General features: G+C 61.7%; 13 protein-coding genes and 1 other annotated feature (1 of these 14 running past the window's edge). Of the genes, 6 read left to right on the forward strand and 7 right to left on the reverse strand.

Going from position 1 to position 19,829, the window contains the following annotated elements; genetic code table 11:
• Positions 1 to 20: 20 nt before the first annotated feature.
• Positions 21 to 291 (reverse strand) — a binding site (T-box leader).
• An 87-nt stretch (positions 292 to 378) separates the two neighbouring features.
• The 3 genes from Q0367_RS20675 to Q0367_RS20685 all read right to left on the reverse strand — a co-directional run bounded on the left by Q0367_RS20675 (position 379) and on the right by Q0367_RS20685 (position 8,020).
• Positions 379 to 2,151, reverse strand: a complete 1,773-nt coding sequence (locus tag Q0367_RS20675) for a sorbosone dehydrogenase family protein (RefSeq protein WP_297638705.1) — start codon at positions 2,149 to 2,151, stop codon at positions 379 to 381.
• Positions 2,152 to 2,355: 204 nt separating this feature from the next.
• Complete coding sequence (locus Q0367_RS20680; RefSeq protein WP_298984496.1) at positions 2,356 to 6,552, reverse strand: lamin tail domain-containing protein; 4,197 nt, start codon at positions 6,550 to 6,552, stop codon at positions 2,356 to 2,358.
• Positions 6,553 to 6,742: 190 nt separating this feature from the next.
• Positions 6,743 to 8,020, reverse strand: a complete 1,278-nt coding sequence (locus tag Q0367_RS20685) for a sensor histidine kinase KdpD (RefSeq protein ID WP_297638699.1) — start codon at positions 8,018 to 8,020, stop codon at positions 6,743 to 6,745.
• 79 nt (positions 8,021 to 8,099) lie between these two features.
• Here Q0367_RS20685 and Q0367_RS20690 point away from each other — a divergent pair, with 79 nt between their 5' ends.
• Positions 8,100 to 8,849 carry a hypothetical protein gene (locus Q0367_RS20690; protein WP_297638696.1) on the forward strand — a complete coding sequence of 250 codons (750 nt, stop codon included), beginning with the start codon at positions 8,100 to 8,102 and terminating at the stop codon, positions 8,847 to 8,849.
• Between the two features lie 145 nt (positions 8,850 to 8,994).
• Positions 8,995 to 9,906, forward strand: coding sequence for a hypothetical protein (locus Q0367_RS20695; protein ID WP_297638689.1), 912 nt, complete (start codon positions 8,995 to 8,997; stop codon positions 9,904 to 9,906).
• Between the two features lie 74 nt (positions 9,907 to 9,980).
• On the opposite strand, the gene Q0367_RS20700 is transcribed toward Q0367_RS20695, so the two are convergent.
• Positions 9,981 to 10,592, reverse strand: a complete 612-nt coding sequence (locus Q0367_RS20700) for an HD domain-containing protein (RefSeq protein WP_297638681.1) — start codon at positions 10,590 to 10,592, stop codon at positions 9,981 to 9,983.
• A 543-nt stretch (positions 10,593 to 11,135) separates the two neighbouring features.
• Between Q0367_RS20700 and Q0367_RS20705 the strand changes: the two genes are divergently transcribed.
• Together Q0367_RS20705 and Q0367_RS20710 are read left to right on the forward strand one after the other, a co-directional pair.
• Positions 11,136 to 12,029, forward strand: coding sequence for an endonuclease/exonuclease/phosphatase family protein (locus Q0367_RS20705; RefSeq protein WP_298984500.1), 894 nt, complete (start codon positions 11,136 to 11,138; stop codon positions 12,027 to 12,029).
• Between the two features lie 34 nt (positions 12,030 to 12,063).
• Positions 12,064 to 14,373: an AAA family ATPase gene (locus Q0367_RS20710; protein WP_298984502.1), complete on the forward strand. Its 2,310-nt coding sequence runs from the start codon at positions 12,064 to 12,066 to the stop codon at positions 14,371 to 14,373.
• A 149-nt stretch (positions 14,374 to 14,522) separates the two neighbouring features.
• Here Q0367_RS20710 and Q0367_RS20715 read toward each other — a convergent pair whose 3' ends face one another.
• Both Q0367_RS20715 and Q0367_RS20720 read right to left on the reverse strand, forming a co-directional pair.
• Positions 14,523 to 15,344: a YceI family protein gene (locus Q0367_RS20715; protein WP_297638669.1), complete on the reverse strand. Its 822-nt coding sequence runs from the start codon at positions 15,342 to 15,344 to the stop codon at positions 14,523 to 14,525.
• A gap of 224 nt (positions 15,345 to 15,568) precedes the next feature.
• Entirely contained in the window at positions 15,569 to 16,573 is a 1,005-nt protein-coding gene (locus Q0367_RS20720; RefSeq protein WP_297638666.1) for a zinc-dependent alcohol dehydrogenase family protein, read from the reverse strand.
• A 14-nt stretch (positions 16,574 to 16,587) separates the two neighbouring features.
• Here Q0367_RS20720 and Q0367_RS20725 point away from each other — a divergent pair, with 14 nt between their 5' ends.
• Entirely contained in the window at positions 16,588 to 17,274 is a 687-nt protein-coding gene (locus Q0367_RS20725; protein ID WP_297638663.1) for a metallophosphoesterase, read from the forward strand.
• Positions 17,275 to 17,332: 58 nt separating this feature from the next.
• Here the strand turns inward: Q0367_RS20725 and Q0367_RS20730 are convergent, their stop codons facing one another.
• Positions 17,333 to 18,757, reverse strand: coding sequence for an NAD(P)/FAD-dependent oxidoreductase (locus Q0367_RS20730; protein WP_297638660.1), 1,425 nt, complete (start codon positions 18,755 to 18,757; stop codon positions 17,333 to 17,335).
• Positions 18,758 to 18,918: 161 nt separating this feature from the next.
• Here Q0367_RS20730 and amrS point away from each other — a divergent pair, with 161 nt between their 5' ends.
• A protein-coding gene (amrS, locus tag Q0367_RS20735; protein WP_297638657.1) for an AmmeMemoRadiSam system radical SAM enzyme crosses the window boundary here: on the forward strand, positions 18,919 to 19,829 show its 5' portion. It continues 121 nt past the right edge of the window; only the first 911 of its 1,032 coding nucleotides appear in the window; it begins with the start codon at positions 18,919 to 18,921; its stop codon lies off the right edge, out of view.

Below are 19,829 nucleotides of genomic sequence, written 5' to 3' on the forward strand. Positions count from 1 at the left end.
AAAAACAGCCCGTTCCCTCCAACGGGGACGGGCTGTAGAGTCCGCGGTACCACCCCGGTTCCTGTTCCATGGAACAGGCGCCTCAGTGCAGAGCCGATGAGCGAGTTGCTTCAACCCTCATCGAGTCCGCCGTGAAGATAACGGTTCACGTCACCGGCGACGCCTACTAGCTCATCCGTTCGGGTCGCTGCTCCGGAGGGATTTTCACCGTCGAAGGGTTCATCCGGCTTCCACCATCCCGGACTCGCTGAGAACGTTTCAACGGTTACTCGTCTCCATCAACGCATGTTCGTGATTGATGGTGATGTGCAGTGTAGCACGCGGCAAATGGCATGTCAATCTGTGTACACAGACAACACAGATAGCGCCCGCAATCGTTCAAGGCGCTCCAACATAGCGCACTCGATAGATGATTCCTGAACCGTAATCGCCGACCAACAGATCGCCATTGGAATCCGTGGCCAGGGGCAAGGGGCGACTCAGGTTGTCGAGGAACAGCGAAGCCTCTCCACGGAAAGTCACCCCGTCCGGCCCATGAATGGGGGTCAGAAGAATCCGCTCAACGGCCGGTTGAACCGGTTCGGCGCTAAAGACCGACCCAAAGAGCGAGACATACAGCGTGCGATATTCTTCGGGCCAGTCCGGGTTGGTAATGTACGCAAGGCTGTTGGCGCTTGCATGCGCAGTGACTTCCAGCACGGGGCTGCTGTAGGGCTGTCCCTCCTGCTCTGGAGGGTCGACCATGCCGAACTGCTCGGGGAACCCATAGTGCAGTCCCCAGCGGATATGGTTCACCTCGTCTGGGGCCGAGTTGAAGTCCGGTCCATTTTCTCCGGCGAAAAGGCTCCAAAGAATCGAGCCTTGATACGGGACAGGCGCCCACAGCAAACCATAGGCGTTGCGCACGCCGCGTGCGACCACCTCCAAGGCGTCCTGACCCTGACCATCGCGATGGAGGCGCAGGATCGTTGCATTGAGGTCGCCGCCCGTTTCCAGATCACCGGTGGAGCCTAATCCAAAGTAAATCCAGGTGTACGGCGGCTCTCCGGTGAACGGATCGGGGACCGGATTCCAGATCAATCCGTTGTTTTGATGGCGCCCCCAGGGCAATCCTTCGAGGCGCAGCTCAAATTGATCGGCGACGCCATCGCCGTCTCCATCCATCGTGCGCCAGAGATTGCCGCGTCCGCCCACCCAGACAGCGCCGTCGATCGGATCGTACAACAATCCGACGACTTCCTCGAAGCCCGATGCATAGAGCTGGCGCTCCTCATAGAAGCCGTCGCCGTTGCGATCGTGATATGTCCAAATGCGGCCGTTTTGCTGGCTGACGAGGAGCGTATCCTTGGCAACGACCTGAAATTGGGTGATAGAGAATACTTCGGCGGCAATTGGCTCTACAAGGAAGCCGCTCGGCGCTTCGATCGGCGGCGTCTGCGTCGGCCGCGCCACGATTTCGCGCCATGTGCTCAGCAGGCGGACATCCTCAATCTCAAGCGCGCCCTCCATGTCCGCCCACTCAAAGACAAGCTGCAACTCTTGCAAAGCGGCGACGTTCAACGGACGGAATTCGTCATCACGGACTTCGTTCAACGGGAAATAGAAGGTCGTCGAGCCGGTTCCCGCTTCTGCGAGCGGCAGCGCAGGCAAACGCTGCAAGATGCGCCGCCCATCCGCTTCCACAAAATACAAGTTGGGCCTCAAGGTTCCCTCCACGCGCAAGGAGAGGGCCAGCACTTCGCGACCGCTGAGCTTCAGCGTCTCCGGCGGCAAACGCATCGACCAGCGAGCAAAAATCGAAGCATTGACCTTTGCTTCAATGCGATGAGGAGGTTGCGCCGTCTGGCAGTGCAAAGTCTCGGGCTGCGAAGCATCGCCGACGCGTTTTCCAAAGCACACCGTGACGCCGTCGGCGGTCTGGCAGTGAAGCGCCTCCGGCCCTGAGGCGTCGCACTGAAACGTCACGCCGTCGGCGGTCAATAAGTTCATATCCAGAGCAGGGGGATGCGCCGCCGTGACCATCATGTTCACCGGCGCCGGCTCCGCCGGGAGAGGGGTTTCCTGAAGAGTTGGCTGAGGGGCATTGTTGCACGCCGCCAGCAACACGCCCAAAGCCAGCAAAAAAGCAAGAGCAAAGCGATTGTTTCCCATATTGAATCCACACAATCTCAACGTTCGCCTGACTTTGATCCTATAGGCGGACGCGTCCCATTCAGACGCTGGATTGGTTTGGCGCGCCCGCTTTTTCCAAGTGTATGCCAGAAAGGCCGATGGGAACAAAGCCACAGGGTGGTCAATGAGTGGGGTATCGGGGAAAAACGGGAGCGGATTGTCGGCTAGCTTCAAAAATGGATGCTATCTCTGACCTGTTATCTTCACCAGATCGCTCGGCCAGCGCACCAGGATGCGGTAGCCACCGTTCCATGGCGCTGCGCGGGCGAACTGACTGACTAAGCCTGTGACCTCCCACACTTCGCCCAGCTTCACGTAGGGGCGCTTCCATCCCAGAGAGCTGCGCACCGTCACGCGCACAGGCTCTGCATCCGCGTCATCCGGATCGCCCAGATAGATGCTGTCGCCCTGCCAGCGGGTGACGACGCCCCGGAACGTGACGAGGCGACCTTCCAGCGATTCGCCGATCTCATTGACGCGCACCGTCAACGGCTTCGGCGCGACGCCGCTTTGGATGCGCCAGACCTGCTCGGGAGTGTCGAGGATCAACTCGGTCTCTCCACGGAAGGAGGCCAACCGCCCCCTCAACAAAACCCAATCGCCTGCTTCCAACGGGGGATACTCGCCCCGTCGCAGATAGACGTTGATGCCGATGCCAGCAGTGACGCCATCCCCCGCCAGGTCGGCCACATAAATGTTGCTGTTGAAGAGCCCCGGCGGCGCCACCACGACGGCGCGAAATTCCACCCAGGCGCCCAGTCCCATCAGCTTCGCCTGCGCAATCGAACCGGGCGGGCCGCCCGCCTGGCCCGCCGTCGCCTCCGCAGCAGGATTGACAGGAGGTCGGGCTTTGGATGGCGCTGAAGGTTGCGGCGGCGGCGGGAGAGTTGGCCACGGGGCAAAATCATCGACACCGGTGTTGGCGTTGGCCCCTCCCGGCGTTGCATCAGCGTTCCAGACCCACGGACCTCCATCCGGGATGCGCGAGACGCTGCGCCCGCGGATCAGCGTTGCGTCCCATTCGATGCGATCGCGCTCGACGCCCTGCGGGTCAAGCAGCCGGATGACGCCGCCGTCATTGCGCAAACTCAGGCGGTGCGCCTTGCGCAGCAAAAGCAGGCGCTCTCCGCCGCCGAGATAACGCCCTTTGCCGAATTTCATGCGCTGAGCAGAGGCGTCCTCGTCGCCGTTCGTCAACACCCAACCCTCGAGCGGAATCGGCGCGCGGCCGGGATTGTATAGTTCGATGTACTCGTCGTTGCTGTCCACGACCCCGTCGCCGTTGTAGTCGTTGCGCGGGGCCGGCAGCACCTCATTGATCAGCAGGTCACCCGTTTCATTCTGCTCGACGAATAGAGGAGCCGTCACGGCGAAGTCGCCATCAAACTGCGTTGCAACCGCCGTCAAGATGGAGCCGGGAAGCGCGGGTATCGTCAGCGTCCACCTGCCGTCCGGCGCGGGTCGGTCGAGCTGGTGAATCAGCTTGCCGTCCTGCCAGAGCGCCAGCCCCGCGGCCTCTCCGCTGCGGTCGCCATAGGCAATATGCAGCGTCACCTGGTTGGCCACAGCCAACCAATTCCCCATCCAGATGCGCTGACCATCCATTGTTTCCGCCTGCATGGTCAGCCATAAACCGGGCGACGTCGTCACCCAGCCGCGTCGCGCTTGCAGCGCCTCGCGCACGCCATGCGCATCGACGCTGCGCACGGCAAGGCCGGTGTAGCGTGGGCGCAGTTGCGAGACGTCTGCTGAACCGGGGAGGCTGTTGCCTCCTGGCAGGGAAGGGGCGCGATTGTTCCGCCAGCTTGCAAACCAATCTTTCATATCCGAAGGAGGAGTGCTGGGGGCGGAAGCGACCAGGGGGGCCGGACTGAAATTCCCGATGCCGGCGATCACTTGCCAGGGAGCATTCAGCTGGCGGAGATAGTCTTCGACGCCGGGGCGTGAACGGTCCGACGGCGGCGCATCATTATAGATGACGATCTCTTCCTTTTCGGCCTTCCAACGCCATGCCGGAATAAAAATGACCTCCGAGGGCAACAACACGGGATAGGTCGGCGTTTCATCGGCGATGGCGAGGAAGTCCAGCCCTTGCGCAGCCGCCTGCATCAGCAGATAATGCGGAGGAGAGGAGAAACCCGCTGAAAAATTGCTTGCAGCGCCCGTCGAACCCCAAAGCGCCTGATGCGTTTCATCAAGTCGCACAATCTCTTTTGTTGGCGCAGGGAGAGGCCGGAGCGACTCAAAGGGGCGCGGCGACCCGGCCATAAATCGATGGCGCAGGTCAGCGGCGGCGACAAAATCGACGCCGGGAACGCGCTGCAACGATTGTCCGGCGCCAGCCGTCAGTAACCCTGTCAACGAAAGCGAGGCGTAAGCTCCATTCTTATAAGCGACTGCATCCGCCAACAGGCCAGAAGGGGCAAGCAGCACAACCTCGTCCCCGCCATCGTTGAGCGCCATTGCGCCGCGTCCGAGCCGCCGATCACGTTGGAGCAGTGGAACATCGCCCTCTTGTTTCTCCCATGCCGCATCCGGCGAGCGCCCGAACATCTCTCGAAAAACGGATGCATTGCGCGCAATCACGTAAACGGCGCCTGCAGGCAGCTCCGCGTCCTCGGGCAGGCGATAGACGCCTTCGTTGTCCCCCGGCGTCTCTGCATCGCCGATCATCCATCCACGCAACGAGATCGTTTCTGCACCGAGGTTCGTCAAAGCAATATACTCCTGATCGCCGCCCGCAAAATAAACCTCATCGATCTGGAGCGCGCTGGCGCTCCCAAGAGGAGGCCATGTCTCCGGAAGCGCTGACGGCGTCTCGGTCGGCGCAGGCGCAGGCGTTCCGGCGGCCGTCGCTTTCCCTGGGCTGCCTTTGTCGGTGTGGACGTCGCTCCAGCGCTGGCTCGCCACCACCCACTCCCCGCTCTCCGGCGAGACGCGCTCAAAGCTCGCTCCCGCCACCACGCGGCGCCCCACCGCCTCCCCCCACGCAAAGACGTCCACCACGGCCCCGCCCGGCCCATGCAGCGTCACCGCCCCCGCACTGTTGGACAGCTGCACCGCACCGTACTGATAGTCCGAACGCACGTACCCCGCCAACGCCTCCGCACTCCCGCGCGTCAACACCGCATGCTCCCCAGGCCCCAACACCAGCTCCGACGCAATCACGTGGCTGCGACCCGCCCCGTCCGTCAACCGCCAGCCCGCCAGGTTCACTGCCACCTCGTCGGCGTTCACCACCTCGATGTACTCCCCGACGGCGTCCTCCACAGCCTTCGGATCCACCATCACCTCGCTCAAACGCACCCGCACAGGCTGCGGCGTCGCCGTCGGCAACACCCACGGCGCCGTCATCGTCGGCGTCGGCGTATCGGTGGGAGTCGGCGTCGGCGTATCGGTGGGAGTCGGCGTCGGCGTATCGGTGGGAGTCGGTGTCGGCGTGTCGGTGGGAGTCGGTGTAGGCGTGTCGGTGGACGGCAGTGTAGGCGTGTCGGTGGGAGTCAGCGTGGGCGTATCGGTAGGAGTCGGCGTGGGCGTATCGGTAGGAGTCGGCGTGGGCGTATCGGTGGGAGTCGGCGTGGGCGTATCGGTAGGAGTCGGCGTGGGCGTATCGGTGGACGGCGGCGTCAGCGTGTCAGTAGGGGTGGGAGTCGGCGTAGGCGTAAGCGTCTCTGTAGGCGTCAGCGAGGGGGTGGGCGTCGAGGTTTCTGTAGGGGGCGTCAGGACACACACGTTAGGCGGTGAGCTGGCATTGCGGGGCGCCGGAAACGCGACTTGAAAATCATTGGCATTGTGGTTGGTGTCGATGCAGCCCCCACCCAAACGTTGCACGCTTTCGGTGTTCGAGGCTTTGGGCGCAGCCTGTCCCTCATATTCACCGGCGTTGCCGTATCCCACCAGATCGATGATTGTCCCTCCCAGGCGCACTCGCACTTTCCCTTGCTCGCGCCCCATGTCGATGGAGCCGAACAAATCCGGCGTTGGAAGAGGCTGCCCGTTCTCACCCGCTCTTAACTGAATCAACAGGTAGGCGTATGGAGCGATGGTCTTCCCGTTGAGATTGATCGATTGCCACGTAGAGGAGTTCGCCGCCGCGTATTCAACAACCCAGCCGTCTAATGCAATCTGGTTTGCCGTGGCATTAAATAATTCGATAAAATCGGCGTTATACGGCGCGCTGTTGTTGCCTCCGCCGCCGTAAACCTGGCTGATACAGACGGTGCATAGGATGCTTTGAGCGCGCGCACCTGCATGGTGGGCGCTCCAGACCCCACTCCACACCAAACCGATCCCGACTGCTATCCAGAAAAGTCGTCCGACAGGTCGCAAAGGAAGCGCCAAGGGCAATCGGCGAATGCCCGCCCTGAGCCATGCCAACATGCAGCGTCACCTTTCTAGCTGGAGTGGCGGTCTGTTCGTTCAACAGTGCTCAATATGGATTTATTTCGAGATATGCTTCAATCAACGGAGAGAGGAGATTTTGCGACCATCATACGACCCGACGGCGTGGGCACAGATCGGACAGATGACGCACAAAATTGTAGCAAAATGAAGCACAAAAGTAGAGGATTTACATGCCGCGTATCAGTGGATTGACGGCGTCGGCGCGGGCCAGCGCAAAGACGAGCCGCAGCCCCTGATCGCCCAGGCGTTGAGGATGAATCTGGCTGCCGTGAGCGCGCACGATCGCATCCGCCAGAGCCAGTCGGAGCCTCGGCGTTTCCTGGGGCTGATTGCGCGCATCGTCTTCACTGAACAGCAATTTGAAGAGGGTCGCCAAATCTTCCGAAGGGTTTCCATTCGCCATATCGGTGATCTCGACGAGGACGCTGTGTCTGGAAGGGTGGATGTTCAGTTTGACGCTGCCGCCTTTGGGCGTGCGCTGGATGGCGTCGCTCACCAGATTGTTGAGCACGCGACCGATTTGACGCATATCGATCGAAAGAGGAGGCGTATTTGGATCGCAGCGATAGGAGAGCGTCACGCCTTTCTGTGCAGCCATCGGAGAGAGTTCGGCGAACGTGGCTTCCACCAGAGTGCATATACTGGCGTCTGCACGCTCCAGGTGAATCCCACCGACATCCACCTGCGCCATATCATAGAGGTCGTCGATGAGATCGGAAAGGGCGTTGAGGTTGCGCCAGGCCATTTGCAAATATCGTCTGGACACCTCTGGGTCTGAGGTCAGGCCTTCGACGACATTTTCCAGGCTGGAGCGCGCTGCGACCAAGGGCACGCGCAGATCGTACCCGATCCAGGCGGTCAGGTTGCGGCGCAGGCGCTCCAGTTGACGCTCCTTGCGATCGGTGCTTTCCAGTTTGGCGGCCAGCGCAGCAAGCGCATCGGCAAGGCGCGCCAATTCCCCGTCATCGTCGATCTCGGCGCGCACGTGATAACGCCCCATGCGCAGATGCTCGATCGCTGCGGTCAAGGCGTCAAGCTTTTCGGCAAAGAGGGCGGTTTGCAGAAAGCCAAGGGCGATCACGGCGCCCGCAGCAAAAAACATCAAAATCATCGCCACCAGCGCATCATAGGCCTCGATAAACAACATCTGCGCCGCCGTCCAGAGGAATGGCAGCGGAAGGAGCGCGGCGAGAAGAAAGCCGGCGAACATGGCCCCGCCGGGGCGAGGGATGCGCTGAACCCACCCAAGACGATAAGCGAAAAACCCGCCGGCGCCGATCAGCCCGATTGCACCGCCCAACACCATCGCTAAAAGCCGCAGGTCAAATGGCGTCGGCTGTCCCAGCCACCAAAAGGCCAGAAGAGTCGCCGCATACAGTCCAACCAACAGCGCAACGAACCACATGAAGGGGGTCAATGAGCGACGAACGGGATAGATGATCATGGCCGATGTCTCCCTACAAAATTCCGATGAAGCGCGCCCGCCTTCTATGGTACAGTCGCATCTCAAGAAAGGTCGAGAGATGTTCTCTTATTTTGATGTCACAGCGCAAAGGCGCACCGTATTGGTGGTCGTTCTGAACAATGCCCTGGATTTTGCTCGCGCGCAAAACGAAGGCTGGTATCGCATCCCCCAGCGCCGAGCGCCGCGTCGCATCGGCGCCGATTTTCTTGCATTTTATCAGACGGGAGCATTTCGAGATCAGCCTGAAGCGCAGACGATTTCGTTCATCGCCGCCACGCGACGCTATCGCTTGATGAGGCGATGTGAATTGTTGCCGGATGAACTGGATCATCCGCGCGCCGAGGAGTATTACTACCGTATCGACATCGGCCCGCTTCAGCGACTGGAGCGCCCCGTGCCTGCAACCAATTTTCGCAGGGTGACGTTTATCCATACGACGATGGCGAGACTGCTCACAGCCACTGACGTAAAAGATTTGTTTCAGAACGAGAGTCCTTTCGAGCAACTGTGGTCGGCGCTGCGCGAACACAACCTGCGCCCCTTAAAGAATCGCATCGTCGGCGAGCGACCCGTAGATATTACGTTGCGCGCCCGCGGAGGATATGTGGGCGTCAATTGTGACGACGAATGGACGACGCAAGAGTCGCGGTCATTTTCTCTGGGCGAGCGTTGGGAGTTTCTACATTTTTCCGCAGCGCAAATCAACGGCGATCTCCAAAGTTGCTTGCAGCAGATCGGCGCAGCGTTGATCCGGCTCGGCGGCTCCATGCTGCATCATCCTCCTGAGGGAATCAGTTACAGAAAGTAAGCTACAGAAAAAGACGGACGATGGAATCGTCTCTTCGTCTTGTTTTTTGACTGCAAAAGTTCAGAGCTTCCCCGGAAGATGGCGGCGAACATTCCGTATGAGCTGAGAAATGGATTGAGAAATGGTTGAGAAATCGGTGAAGGAAATGCAACGATTGCGAAACGGCTGTGCATGGCTTGCGGGGCTGGTGTTTGTAAGCATCATCGGCGCCGCCGCCATCGCTTCACAGCGCTCTGTGTATGCTCAAACAGCAGAACCGGTCGCCGAGACCATCCCTCCTTCTACGGCGCTTTTCCTACCTTTAATCGCCTTTGAGGAAGCGCCGCCTACACTGACGCCTCCTCCACCGCCGCCGGTGCAACCCCCGCGCACCTATGCAACAGTTCCGGTTGAGCCGCCGCCCACCGATCGACCCGCCGAAATTCACGGCGATCTCAACCTGGCGCTGCGCGGCTATGTCCCGACCACAGGCTTTCTAGGGTTGGTCAACTACGATGGCGACGTCGATGCGCAGGCGCCGCAGATCGACGGCATGTTTGACCCACCTCGACTGCCCACTTTCCGCGCCCTCTATAAAGTGCACGACTGGGACTGGGGCTGCGGGCCGGATGGCTGTCGCGGCGCGCCGATCGAGGAGTACCCGGTGACGCTGCTCGAGATGGAAACAGGCGTCAACGAGCCGATCAGCATTCCTCGCCGCAACCCGCCGATTTATGCAGGCGATTTCAAGGCGCTGGTGTTGTATGCGGAAGAGCGTCGGTTGACCATCACCTATACGCGGCGGGACACCGCCGCCGTCGGCTATCTGATTCATCTGGAGGACTTCGCCGTGCATCCGGATTTGCTGGCGCTCTATCGGCAGATGAATGCAGCCGGACGACGCCGTCTCCCTGCCCTGCGCAACGGCGAGATCGTCGGCGTCGCCGACCGCGGCTCGGTGAAGATCGCCACGCGCGACACCGGCAGCTTCCTCGACCCGCGCACCTGCAAAGATTGGTGGGTGGCCTATATGGATCAGTGCAGGGTGCAATTCAGTGCACCGAAGCGGCGCCACTGACGGCGATTGTGAACATCGACTCAACGCAAACCCAAACGCCGGGACGCGCAGAAAAGCGAGAGCCTTTCCATCGCTCAACTTGCGGAGACGGGCTGTGAAGGACTCCCCGCCCCGGCGACGCCCAACTCCTCGGCGACGCCCTGCATGGCGGTGAGCACGCGCTGCACATGCTCGTCAAAGGGCACGCCCAGCTCCTCGATGAAATGCATGTTCTCCTGACGGTCGATAGCGGCGGTGAAGGCTTTATCCTTCCATTTTTTCTTGATGGACTTCAACTCGACGTTGCGCAGGTCTCGATCGGGCCGCACATACGCCGCCGCCAGGATCAGGCCGGTCAATTCATCGCACGCCAGCAACGCTTTGTCCAGCAACGATTGGCGCGGGACGCCGAGAAAGGTGGCGTGCGCTTCTACGGCGTGGATCAGCTCCACCGGATAGCCGCGCTCGCGGAAGAGACGCAGCGCCGCGCGCGGGTGACCGTTGACCGGATCGTCCATGTCGGGATAGCGCTCGTAGTCCAGGTCATGCAGAAGGCCGGTGATTCCCCAAAGCTCTTCATCCTCGCCGAAGTGGCGCGCATAGGCGCGTAAGGCGGCTTCGACCGCCAACATATGGCGGCGCAAACTTTCCGATTGCACCCATTCACAGAGCAAAGCGTAGGCTTCTTCGCGAGTTGGCAACGACATACAAGAACCTCTTTGAGCGATTGATGAATTTTTCACTACACAGTCACGAATATAAAAAGCCGATCCTTCGTAGATTCTCTCGTGAAAGTCAAGAGAGGCGCAGCTCACAGCTGCGCTTCCTCCCCCTCTCCCACCCTTGGGAGAGGGGGTTGGGGGGTGAGGGCCTTCTCCCCCCTCTCCCACCCTTGGGAGAGGGGGCCAGGGGGTGAGGGCTCACCACCGGCGCTTCCTTACATTCCCCAAGGCCTTGTGGGAACATCGAGAGCGTGCGGCTGAGAGCCGCACCTACGATGAAGCTGAGGCCCCATCCGTAAGCGCAGCTCGCAGCTACGCTTCCTCCCCCTCTCCCACCCTTGGGAGAGGGGGTTGGGGGGTGAGGGCCTTCTCCCCCCTCTCCCACCCTTGGGAGAGGGGGCCAGGGGGTGAAAGCTCACTATTTGCTTAATCCGCCCCTATTGATTCCAAGGTTCAACATGCGTAATTTCTCACTGTGCAACTCTTATTGAATTATGGATGCACAAGGCTTGATTATACAATTTATCTATGCGAGTCGTCACGTATAACATTCACGGCTGGCGGACAGCCGAGGGGAAGCCCAATCTCGATGCATTGACCGATGTCTTGCGCGCCATCGACGCCGACATTATCGGCCTGAACGAGGTCTTCTATCCGCGCGTGGTCGAAGGGGATAGCCGACCGGCGTTGGAGGCGCTGGCGGACCGTCTGAAGATGCACTTTGTCTTTGGTCCCTGCCTGCGCTGGCCCGCCGAGAAAAATATGCCCGCCGACGCCTACGGCAATGTGTTGTTGAGCCGTTGGCCGATCCTTGCCAGCTCCGCTCATCACCTGACGCCAAAAGAGGAGGATAAGACCGGTGTGCTCCAGGGCAAGGAGCAGCGAGGCTTGCTGGAAGCGCGCATCCTGACCCCAGGAGGACGCGCCTTCACCGTCTATGTGACGCACCTCGATCACACCGATGAAAATGCGCGCCTGGTGCAGCTCCGCGTGGCGCGCACCTGGCTGGTGCGCGACCGCAGCCGACCGCACATTGTCATGGGGGATTTCAACGCCATCAGCCCTTGGGATTGGCCTGCGGAGCAACTGGCTGTATTGCGCCGACAGCCACAGCACGAAGGCGGAAATCTCGCCGGAGATGACAAAGGCCCTCAGGTGATTGAGGCTATGGAGAAAGCCGGCTACGTCGACCTCTATCGCCAATTCGGCGAGCCTGGGGCCGCCACCTACCCCACCGACGATTGGCCGATTCGCATCGATTACATCTTCGCCAGCCAGCCGTTGGCGCCCTTCGCCACAGCCTGCACCATCTGGACGCAGGCCGACGGCGTCTCTGACCATCGGCCCGTTGTGGCGGAAGTTCGTTGGGAACCTGCTGTGTGCAGCGGCTCTGAGCGCTCTGGCGGCGCACGGTCGAGCTGACCGGAAGCGCGTATCGTCCTAAGTTCACATTTCAATGAAAGACCTCGACCTTTTCGAGCAGGCAAACCTGGAGCAGATGGAGCGCAGCGCGCCGCTGGCCGCGCGCATGCGGCCGCGCACGCTCGATGAATTCGTGGGCCAGGAGCATATCGTCGGCCCGGGCCGGCTGCTGCGCCGCGCCATCGAGGCCGACCAGCTTTCCAGCCTCATCTTCTACGGCCCGCCCGGCACCGGCAAGACCACGCTGGCGCGCGTCATCGCCAACACGACGCGCGCTCATTTCATCGCCATCAACGCCGTGCTGGCCGGCGTCAAAGAGATTCGCGAGGCGATCGAGGAGGCGCAGAACCGCGCCCGTCTCTACGGACAACGCACCATCCTCTTTGTCGATGAGGTGCACCGCTTCAACAAGGCGCAACAGGATGCGCTGTTGCCCTGGGTCGAAAACGGCACGGTCATCTTCATCGGCGCCACCACCGAGAACCCCTATTTCGAAGTCAACAAAGCGCTGGTCAGCCGCAGCCGCATCTTTCAACTGACGCCGCTCAGCAAAGACGACCTGCGCAAGATCGTGCGCCAGGCGCTGACCGACCCAGAGCGAGGCTACGGCAAGCTGAACGTCACCATCGACGAAGACGCGCTGGAGCACCTGGTCGAGGTGGCGAACGGCGACGCTCGCGCCGTGCTCAACGCGCTGGAGCTGGCGGTGGAGACGACGGGGACAGGCAGCCCGGAAGGCGGTCTGCAGCCTCCTGCGCCCAATCTTCGCATCACCCTCGCCATCGCCGAAGAGTCGATCCAGCGCCGCGCCGTGCTCTACGACAAAGAAGGCGACTATCACTTCGACACCATCAGCGCCTTCATCAAGAGCCTGCGCGGCAGCGATCCGGACGCCGCCCTCTACTGGATGGCGAAGATGGTCTATGCCGGCGAATCTCCACGCTTTATCTTTCGGCGCATGTTGATCTTCGCCGGCGAGGACGTAGGCATGGCCGACCCCAACGCCATTCAGGTCGTCAACGCCTGTGCGCAGGCCTTTGAGCAAGTCGGCATGCCTGAAGGCCGTTTTCACCTGGCGCTGGCCGCGCTCTACCTGGCGACGGCGAAAAAATCCAACACGGCCTTCGCCTTTTTCGACGCGCTGGAACAGGTGGCGAAGGAGGCAGACAGCGGCGTGCCCAATCACCTCAAAGACGCCAGCCGCGACAAAGAAGGCTTCGGCCACGGCGAGGGCTATCTGTACCCGCACGCCTATCGCGATCACTGGGTGGCGCAGCAATACTTGCCGACATCCCTGCAGGGCAAGATCTTCTACCAGCCCTCCGACCAGGGGTACGAAGCGACGATCCGGGCGGAGGTGGCGCGACGCCGCGAGGCCCAGCTCGCCGCCATGCTGGACGTCGACGAGACGCGCGGGGAGATTCTCACCCATTCGCCCGACGACCCGGCGCGGGAACGCTGGCTGCAACGCGCGATCTCCGGCGCAGGCGAGCGACTGGCGCGCGTGCGCGATCGCGTGCTTGACGCTGCCAAGCTGAGCCGTCACAGCGTGGTGCTCGATCTGAAGGCCGGCTCCGGCCTGCTCACCTGGGAGGCGGTGCGGCGCACGCCCGAAGGCGGGGTTTACGCGCTGGTGCGCAATCGTCGCGACGCCGAGGCGCTGCGCCAGATGGCCGAGCGCCTGCCGCTCATCGAGCGACCGATCGTCATGGAAGGCCGATTGGAAGAGCTCCCGCTTCTTCTGGCGCTGCAAAGTGGAGAAATCGCTGCGGAAGCACCCCGGGCGCCTCTTGCACTTCGCTCCGCCTCGGCCCTTCGTTTCGACGCCATCGTCGGCTACAACGCGCTGCTGGAGGAGGCGGACAAGCGCGGCGCCTGTCGTCTGCTGGCGGAGATGTTGGCGCCGCACGGCGTCGTCAGTCTGGCGGAGCGCATCCCGCGCGCTGCGCAGCGACTGTACGCCCTCTTTGAGCCGGGCTTGCTTGCGCCCAACTTGATGGAACGTTGGCGCCTGGCCGAAGAAGCCATTTACGCCGACGCAAACGATCCGTTGGTCAACTGGGACGAACGGACGTTGCAAGCTGCGCTGGAAGAAGCGGGGATGAAGGTCTCCTTGCAGCTCGAAGTGGAAGAAAGCGAAACGCTGATCACACCGGCGATGGTGCAGCGCTGGTTCACGCCCAATGTCGGTGGTCGCCCTGCCTACGCTGAACGGCTTGCGGCGCTGCTGAGCAGCGATGAAATTGCGCAGATTCGAGCGTTATTTGAACGGCAATTGTTGGGGCAAGCCGTCGCCTGGCGCAGCCGCATCGCCTTTATCGTCGCCAGGCGAGGTGGGGAATGACGCGCTCGCAGAACAACGCCTTCCAGGAAGCTCCCAACTTCCTGGAAGGCGGACTGAGTCCGTAACCTCGCGCCTGTATTGCGTAATTTTCAACGCCGGGTCTTGTGCGCGTTTTGCATTTTCGCTCGGCTCCCGGCGCGTTCAGTCGCTTATCTTTGCGCCGTAAAGTCAATCTCCAAGAGCACTTCGTCGGCGACGCCGGCCACGATAGGCACGCTAGGGATACGGATGCCGAAATCGGCGTAACGAACGATAGCGGAGCCGGAGCCGCGCACCGTGTTCTCATCCACGACCGTCACCTCCATATCAAAAGTCACAGGCAATGTTGTATCTAGAATCGTAAGATCACCGGTGACCTGAAGTTGAAACGCATCGCCGATGTCGACGGTCAAGGGCAGACCTTCGATGTTCGTCGGGCGAAAGACGATGTAGCGATAAGCGTCCTGGTTGGACCTGAGGATGTCGTTGTGAAGGCGATTGTTGCGGCGGTTGTCATCCGTGGTCAGATCGCGCGCGTCGATGCGGATTTCGCCCACTTGCACGGAAGCAGGATTGGCCGGATCGACGGTGATCTCGCCTTCCACGCGCGAGGTGACGCCCACAACTGTCTTGGGCTGGCCCATCAGAATTTCGTCGATCAAAAAGCGCGCCTCGGTGCCATCGCTGACGAAACGCAGCGTGACCGGGCCGCTGGCTTCATTGGCTGCCTCGCTTGTCTGGTTCTCCGTGGAAGCCTGCTCGGCAGAAGCCCCTGCTTCGGTGGTGGCCGCCGCAGCGTCTGACGCGCTCGCCTCGGCGTCAGCATTTGCAGACGATGGCTGTGTTTCTACGACCGTTGCAGCCGCCGGCGCCGGGGTGGCCGTAGGCGTCGGCGTCGGACTGTCGCCTCCCTGGCAAGCCGCCAGCAGCGCGCCGCCAGATAAAACTGCCAGGATTACAAAAGACAACACAATCATCGAGCGTTTTCGCATAATCCTTTGCTCCTTATTCGTTGCTTTTCAAAATTGACTCCCTGTACAACACAGACAGTTCATGCAGAGCATCTGCACTGGACAGGGAGCAGTTTGCCATTGACCGACGGATGGCGCTGTATGCCCGCTTCTCAATGCTCGGCGATCGTAGGGAACCAAGCTAAATGGATGATGAAAAATATGTAAAAGGAATGTAAAGAAGGGAAGAAGCTTCGCAGGGGGCGTCAATCAATGCGAAGCACGGCGGCGGCGCGCAGTTCGCCTTGTTTAAGTTTTCGCAACGCCTGATTGGCTTCCGCCAGGCCAAAGGTCTCCACCTCGGTGCGAATCGGAATTTCCGCCGCCAGCTTCAGAAACTCCTCTGCGTCCTGGCGGGTGAAGTTGGCGACGCTGCGCAGCACTCGCTCGCCGTAGATGCGTTCGTAGGGCAGCTCCGGGATAGGCGTCATGTGGATGGCGTTGATGGCGACGACGGCGCCGGGACGCACATGGTGCAGCGCCCGCTCCACGATCCAGCCGGCGGGAGCGAAGATGGCGGCGGCGTCCAACGGCTGCGGAGGCTGTTCATCGGCGTCGCCGACCCAAGCCGCGCCGAGCGCTTCGGCAAGTCGGCGATGCTCTTCTCCGCGCGTGAAGACGTACACCGTGCACCCCCAGTGGCGGGCGACTTGAATTGCCTGATGCGCGCTGGCGCCAAAACCGTACAACCCCAGGCGGCCTCCCGGTTCGACGCCGCTCAGCCGCAAAGTGCGATAGCCGATCACGCCGCCGCAGAGCAAGGGCGCCGCCGCTTCGTCAGAAAGATCGGCAGGCAGCCGATAGGCGAAGCGTTCATGCACGAGCATCCACTGAGCATAGCCGCCGTCGACATGTAGGCCGGTGAAGCGAGCGTAGGGGCAGAGGTTTTCCTGGCCGCGTCGACAGAAGTCGCACGCGCCGCATGTCCAGTTCATCCAGCCCACGCCGACGCGATCGCCGACGGCGAAGTGGGTCGTCTGCTCGCCGACGGCGTCCACAACGCCCACGACCTGATGGCCGGGGATCAACGGCAAGGGCCGCGGCAGCGTCAGATCGCCCTCCACGGTGTGCAGATCGGTGCGACAGACGCCGCAGACGTGCACGCGCACGCGCAGTTCATCCGCAGCCGGCTGTGGGAGGGGCGCGTCTTCGGTCAGAATCAGTCGATCTTCGACAATGTCTCCGGTTTGGAAGAGTTGCATGGCGCGCATACGATTATTTTACCATGCGCACCGCAGTTTTCGCCGATCTCCATGACAATTACGTTGGCCTGACCGCCGTGCTCGACGACGCCCAAGCGCAGCAGGTCGATCGCTTTATCTTTCTGGGAGACGCGGGTCACCAACTGCGCATTCTGGCGGCGCTGCAGGCGCGCAAAATTCCCTGCGTCTATGGGAACTGGGAGGTCAGCGGCCTGCGTAGGCTCTCCGGGCCGCTCGCCGAATGGGTGAGTTCCTGGCCTGCGCTGATTCGGGAAAACGGCGCAGCGTACTGCCATGCCGCCCCAGAGATGCCGACGCCTTTGCCCACCGCGGCTGCGGCCGCCGCGTGGATGAGGCCGGGCATGAGCTGGAGTGCGCTCTTTCCTCGGCTGCATCAGAACATCGACGCCCTCTGGAACGCGCTGGCGTGGATGCAAAGCCATAACGTGACAGTGCTCTTTCACGGTCACACCCACGTGCAGATGGCCTGGATTTGGAACCCGGCGACGAACAAATTGCGCTCCCTGGCCGGGCCTGCGTGCATCAAGTTGTCGCCCGATGAACGCACGATCGTCGGCGTAGGCAGCGCAGGCGTCCCGGAAGACGGCGCCCTGCGTTATGCGATTTATGATGAGATAGCGGGCGTCGTCGATCTGCGCCGAGTCGAACCGAGCCATATGGAATTTTTTCAACTGAAGCGTCATCGATAAAAAGCTGCTCCTTGAGAGCGACCGGCGGTGGCGGCGATCCATAACCGCCGGAGTGCACTTATTTCAATCTCTTCCAATCCCTCAACATCATCTGCGCTGCGTAATAGCCGCACATGCCGTGCACGCCCCCTCCCGGCGGCGTGGAGGAAGAACACAGATAGACGCCTTTCAGCGGGGTGCGATACGGCGTCAGGCTCGGCGTCGGCCGCGTGAATTGCTGCAAAAGGTCCTGCACGCCGGCGTTGATGTCGCCGCCCACGTAATTGGGATTGTATTTCTCCATCTCGGCGGCGGAGCGCGTGGCGCGCGCCAGGATGCAATCGCGAAAGCCAGGGGCGAAGCGTTCGACCTGACGCTCGATCGCCTTGGTCATGTCTGCGGTCGAGCCATGCGGGACATGACAATACGCCCATGCAACATGTTTCCCCTCCGGCGCGCGCGCGGCGTCGAAGAGGCTCTGCTGCGCCAGCAAGACAAAGGGTCGGTCGGGATGCATCCCTCGCCAGATCGCCCGCTCCGCAGCGGCGATCTCCGCAAGCGTCCCGCCGATGTGCACGGTCGCAGCCCGATAGCACAACTCTGCCCGCCACGGGATCGGACGCTCCAACGCCCAGTCGATCTTGAAGACGCCGGGATTGTAGCGGAAGCGCGCCAGCTGGCGGCGATAGCGGGGCGGCAGGCGATCCCCTAAAATGCGCAGCAACCCTTTCGGCGCAGTGTCGAACAGATACGCCCGCGCCTGCGGAAGCTCGGCGAAGTCGGTCACCTCCCAGCCGCACACAACGTCCCCGCCGAGGCGTCGGAGCCGCCGCACCAGCGCATCTGCGATGGTCTGGGAGCCGCCCTTCGCCATCGGCCAGCCCACGCTCTGCGCCAGCACCGTCAGCAAGAGCCCGACGCCGGCGGTCGGCGCGCGCTCCAAGGGCAGAAGGGAGTGCGCAGCCATGCCGGCGAAGAGCGCGCGCGTGCGTTCATCTCGAAAGCAGGCGCGGGCAAGCCATGTCGCCGGCGCGGCGAGCAGAGGCGCATAGACGCCGAAAAGGAGGGGGTGACGAGGAACGTGCAGCGGCGCCAGCAGATCGTCGAGGAAGTCGGGCCAGCGTTCGACCAACGGCGCAAAGAGGCGTCGCCATCGCGCTGCATCTCGCTCGAGCCCTTCGAGGGTCTCTTCGAGCGAAGGCGCAACGGCGAGAGCAGTTCCATCATCCAGAGGGTGCGCAAGCGAGACGGGCGGAGTGATCCAATCCACCTCGTCTGGGGTCAACGCAAGGCCCCGAAAAAAGGGCGACGCCTGCGCCAGCGGGTGAATCGCCGAGCAGATGTCATGCTGGAAGCCGGGCAGCGTGAGCTCTTGCGTGCGCATGCCGCCGCCGGGCGTCGCTCTCGCCTCGATCACCAGCACATGAAGGCCGTTTTGCGCCAGCGTGATCGCCGCCGCCAGGCCGTTGGGGCCGGAGCCGATCACAATTGCATCATAGCTCACAGGTCCATCGCCTCCTCAGACGATCCACGTAGAGCGCACGAAGGACGGAAAAAATGCAAAACATCCGCTTGCGCCCTTTGTGTTCCCTCTGGATCAGAAGGAAACATTTTGCGCGATAATAAAAGAGGATATTGTCAAGGACATTACTCAGGAGGTAAGCGATGTTCCAACCGACGATGTTGAGTCGACCGTTGCGACGCGGCTATGTGCAGTGCACGGCGTGCGAACACTGGTGCGCCGTAGGCCCTGGCGAGGCGGGCAAGTGCGGCGTGCGGCGCAACATCGACGGCGCGCTGCGGCTCGTCGTCTATGGCAAGGCGGTGGCCGTGCACGTCGATCCGGTGGAGAAGAAGCCGTTGAATCACTTTCTACCCGGCAGCAAAATTTTCTCGATCGGCACCTTCGGCTGCAATCTGCGCTGCGCCTGGTGCCAGAACTGGGAAATTTCGCAACATCGAGCCTTTGACCCAGAACGAGACGATACAGGCGACTCGTGGCCGCCTGAGAAGATCGTGCAATTCTGCGTGCAGAACAACATCCCGTTGATTGCGTTCACCTACAACGAGCCGACGGTCTTTTTCGAGTACGCCTATGACACGGCGCGCCTGGCGCACGACGCAGGCATCCGCAGCGTCTTTGTATCGAGCGGCTTCGAGACCGTGCAAGCGCTCGACACGATTGCGCCTTACCTTGCAGCGATCAACGTGGACCTTAAGGCGTTTCGAGAGGAGACGTATCGCGCCTACTGCGGCGCGCGGCTGGCGCCGGTGTTGCGCAACATCCGTCACCTGGTGGAGCGCGGCGTGTGGGTGGAGGTGACCACGCTGGTGATCCCCGGGCTGAACGACGGCGATGAAGAATTGCGCGACATCGCCGACTTTCTGGTCTCGGTCAGCCCCGACCTACCGTGGCATGTCACCGGCTTCACGCCCCATTACCAGATGCGCAACCGCCCCCCGACGCCCGCCGCCACGCTCCAGCGCGCCTGGGAGATCGGGAAGGCGGCAGGTCTGCGTTACGTCTATACAGGCAACATTTGGGGCAGCCCCTTGCTGGCGGAATGCTCCGACAC

It is taken from the genome of uncultured Caldilinea sp. (assembly GCF_937128415.1).
Taxonomy (GTDB): Bacteria; Chloroflexota; Anaerolineae; order Caldilineales; family Caldilineaceae; genus Caldilinea.

What these genes read in the sequence shown, in the direction of transcription:
- Q0367_RS20685 (WP_297638699.1), bottom strand. Translation starts at nt 8,020, where the DNA reads ATGATCATCTATCCCGTTCGTCGCTCATTGACCCCCTTCATGTGGTTC.
- Q0367_RS20695 (WP_297638689.1), top strand. Translation starts at nt 8,995, where the DNA reads ATGCAACGATTGCGAAACGGCTGTGCATGGCTTGCGGGGCTGGTGTTT.
- Q0367_RS20690 (WP_297638696.1), top strand. Translation starts at nt 8,100, where the DNA reads ATGTTCTCTTATTTTGATGTCACAGCGCAAAGGCGCACCGTATTGGTG.
- Q0367_RS20725 (WP_297638663.1), top strand. Translation starts at nt 16,588, where the DNA reads ATGCGCACCGCAGTTTTCGCCGATCTCCATGACAATTACGTTGGCCTG.
- Q0367_RS20715 (WP_297638669.1), bottom strand. Translation starts at nt 15,344, where the DNA reads ATGCGAAAACGCTCGATGATTGTGTTGTCTTTTGTAATCCTGGCAGTT.
- Q0367_RS20710 (WP_298984502.1), top strand. Translation starts at nt 12,064, where the DNA reads ATGAAAGACCTCGACCTTTTCGAGCAGGCAAACCTGGAGCAGATGGAG.
- Q0367_RS20720 (WP_297638666.1), bottom strand. Translation starts at nt 16,573, where the DNA reads ATGCGCGCCATGCAACTCTTCCAAACCGGAGACATTGTCGAAGATCGA.
- Q0367_RS20705 (WP_298984500.1), top strand. Translation starts at nt 11,136, where the DNA reads ATGCGAGTCGTCACGTATAACATTCACGGCTGGCGGACAGCCGAGGGG.
- Q0367_RS20700 (WP_297638681.1), bottom strand. Translation starts at nt 10,592, where the DNA reads ATGTCGTTGCCAACTCGCGAAGAAGCCTACGCTTTGCTCTGTGAATGG.
- Q0367_RS20675 (WP_297638705.1), bottom strand. Translation starts at nt 2,151, where the DNA reads ATGGGAAACAATCGCTTTGCTCTTGCTTTTTTGCTGGCTTTGGGCGTG.
- Q0367_RS20680 (WP_298984496.1), bottom strand. Translation starts at nt 6,552, where the DNA reads ATGTTGGCATGGCTCAGGGCGGGCATTCGCCGATTGCCCTTGGCGCTT.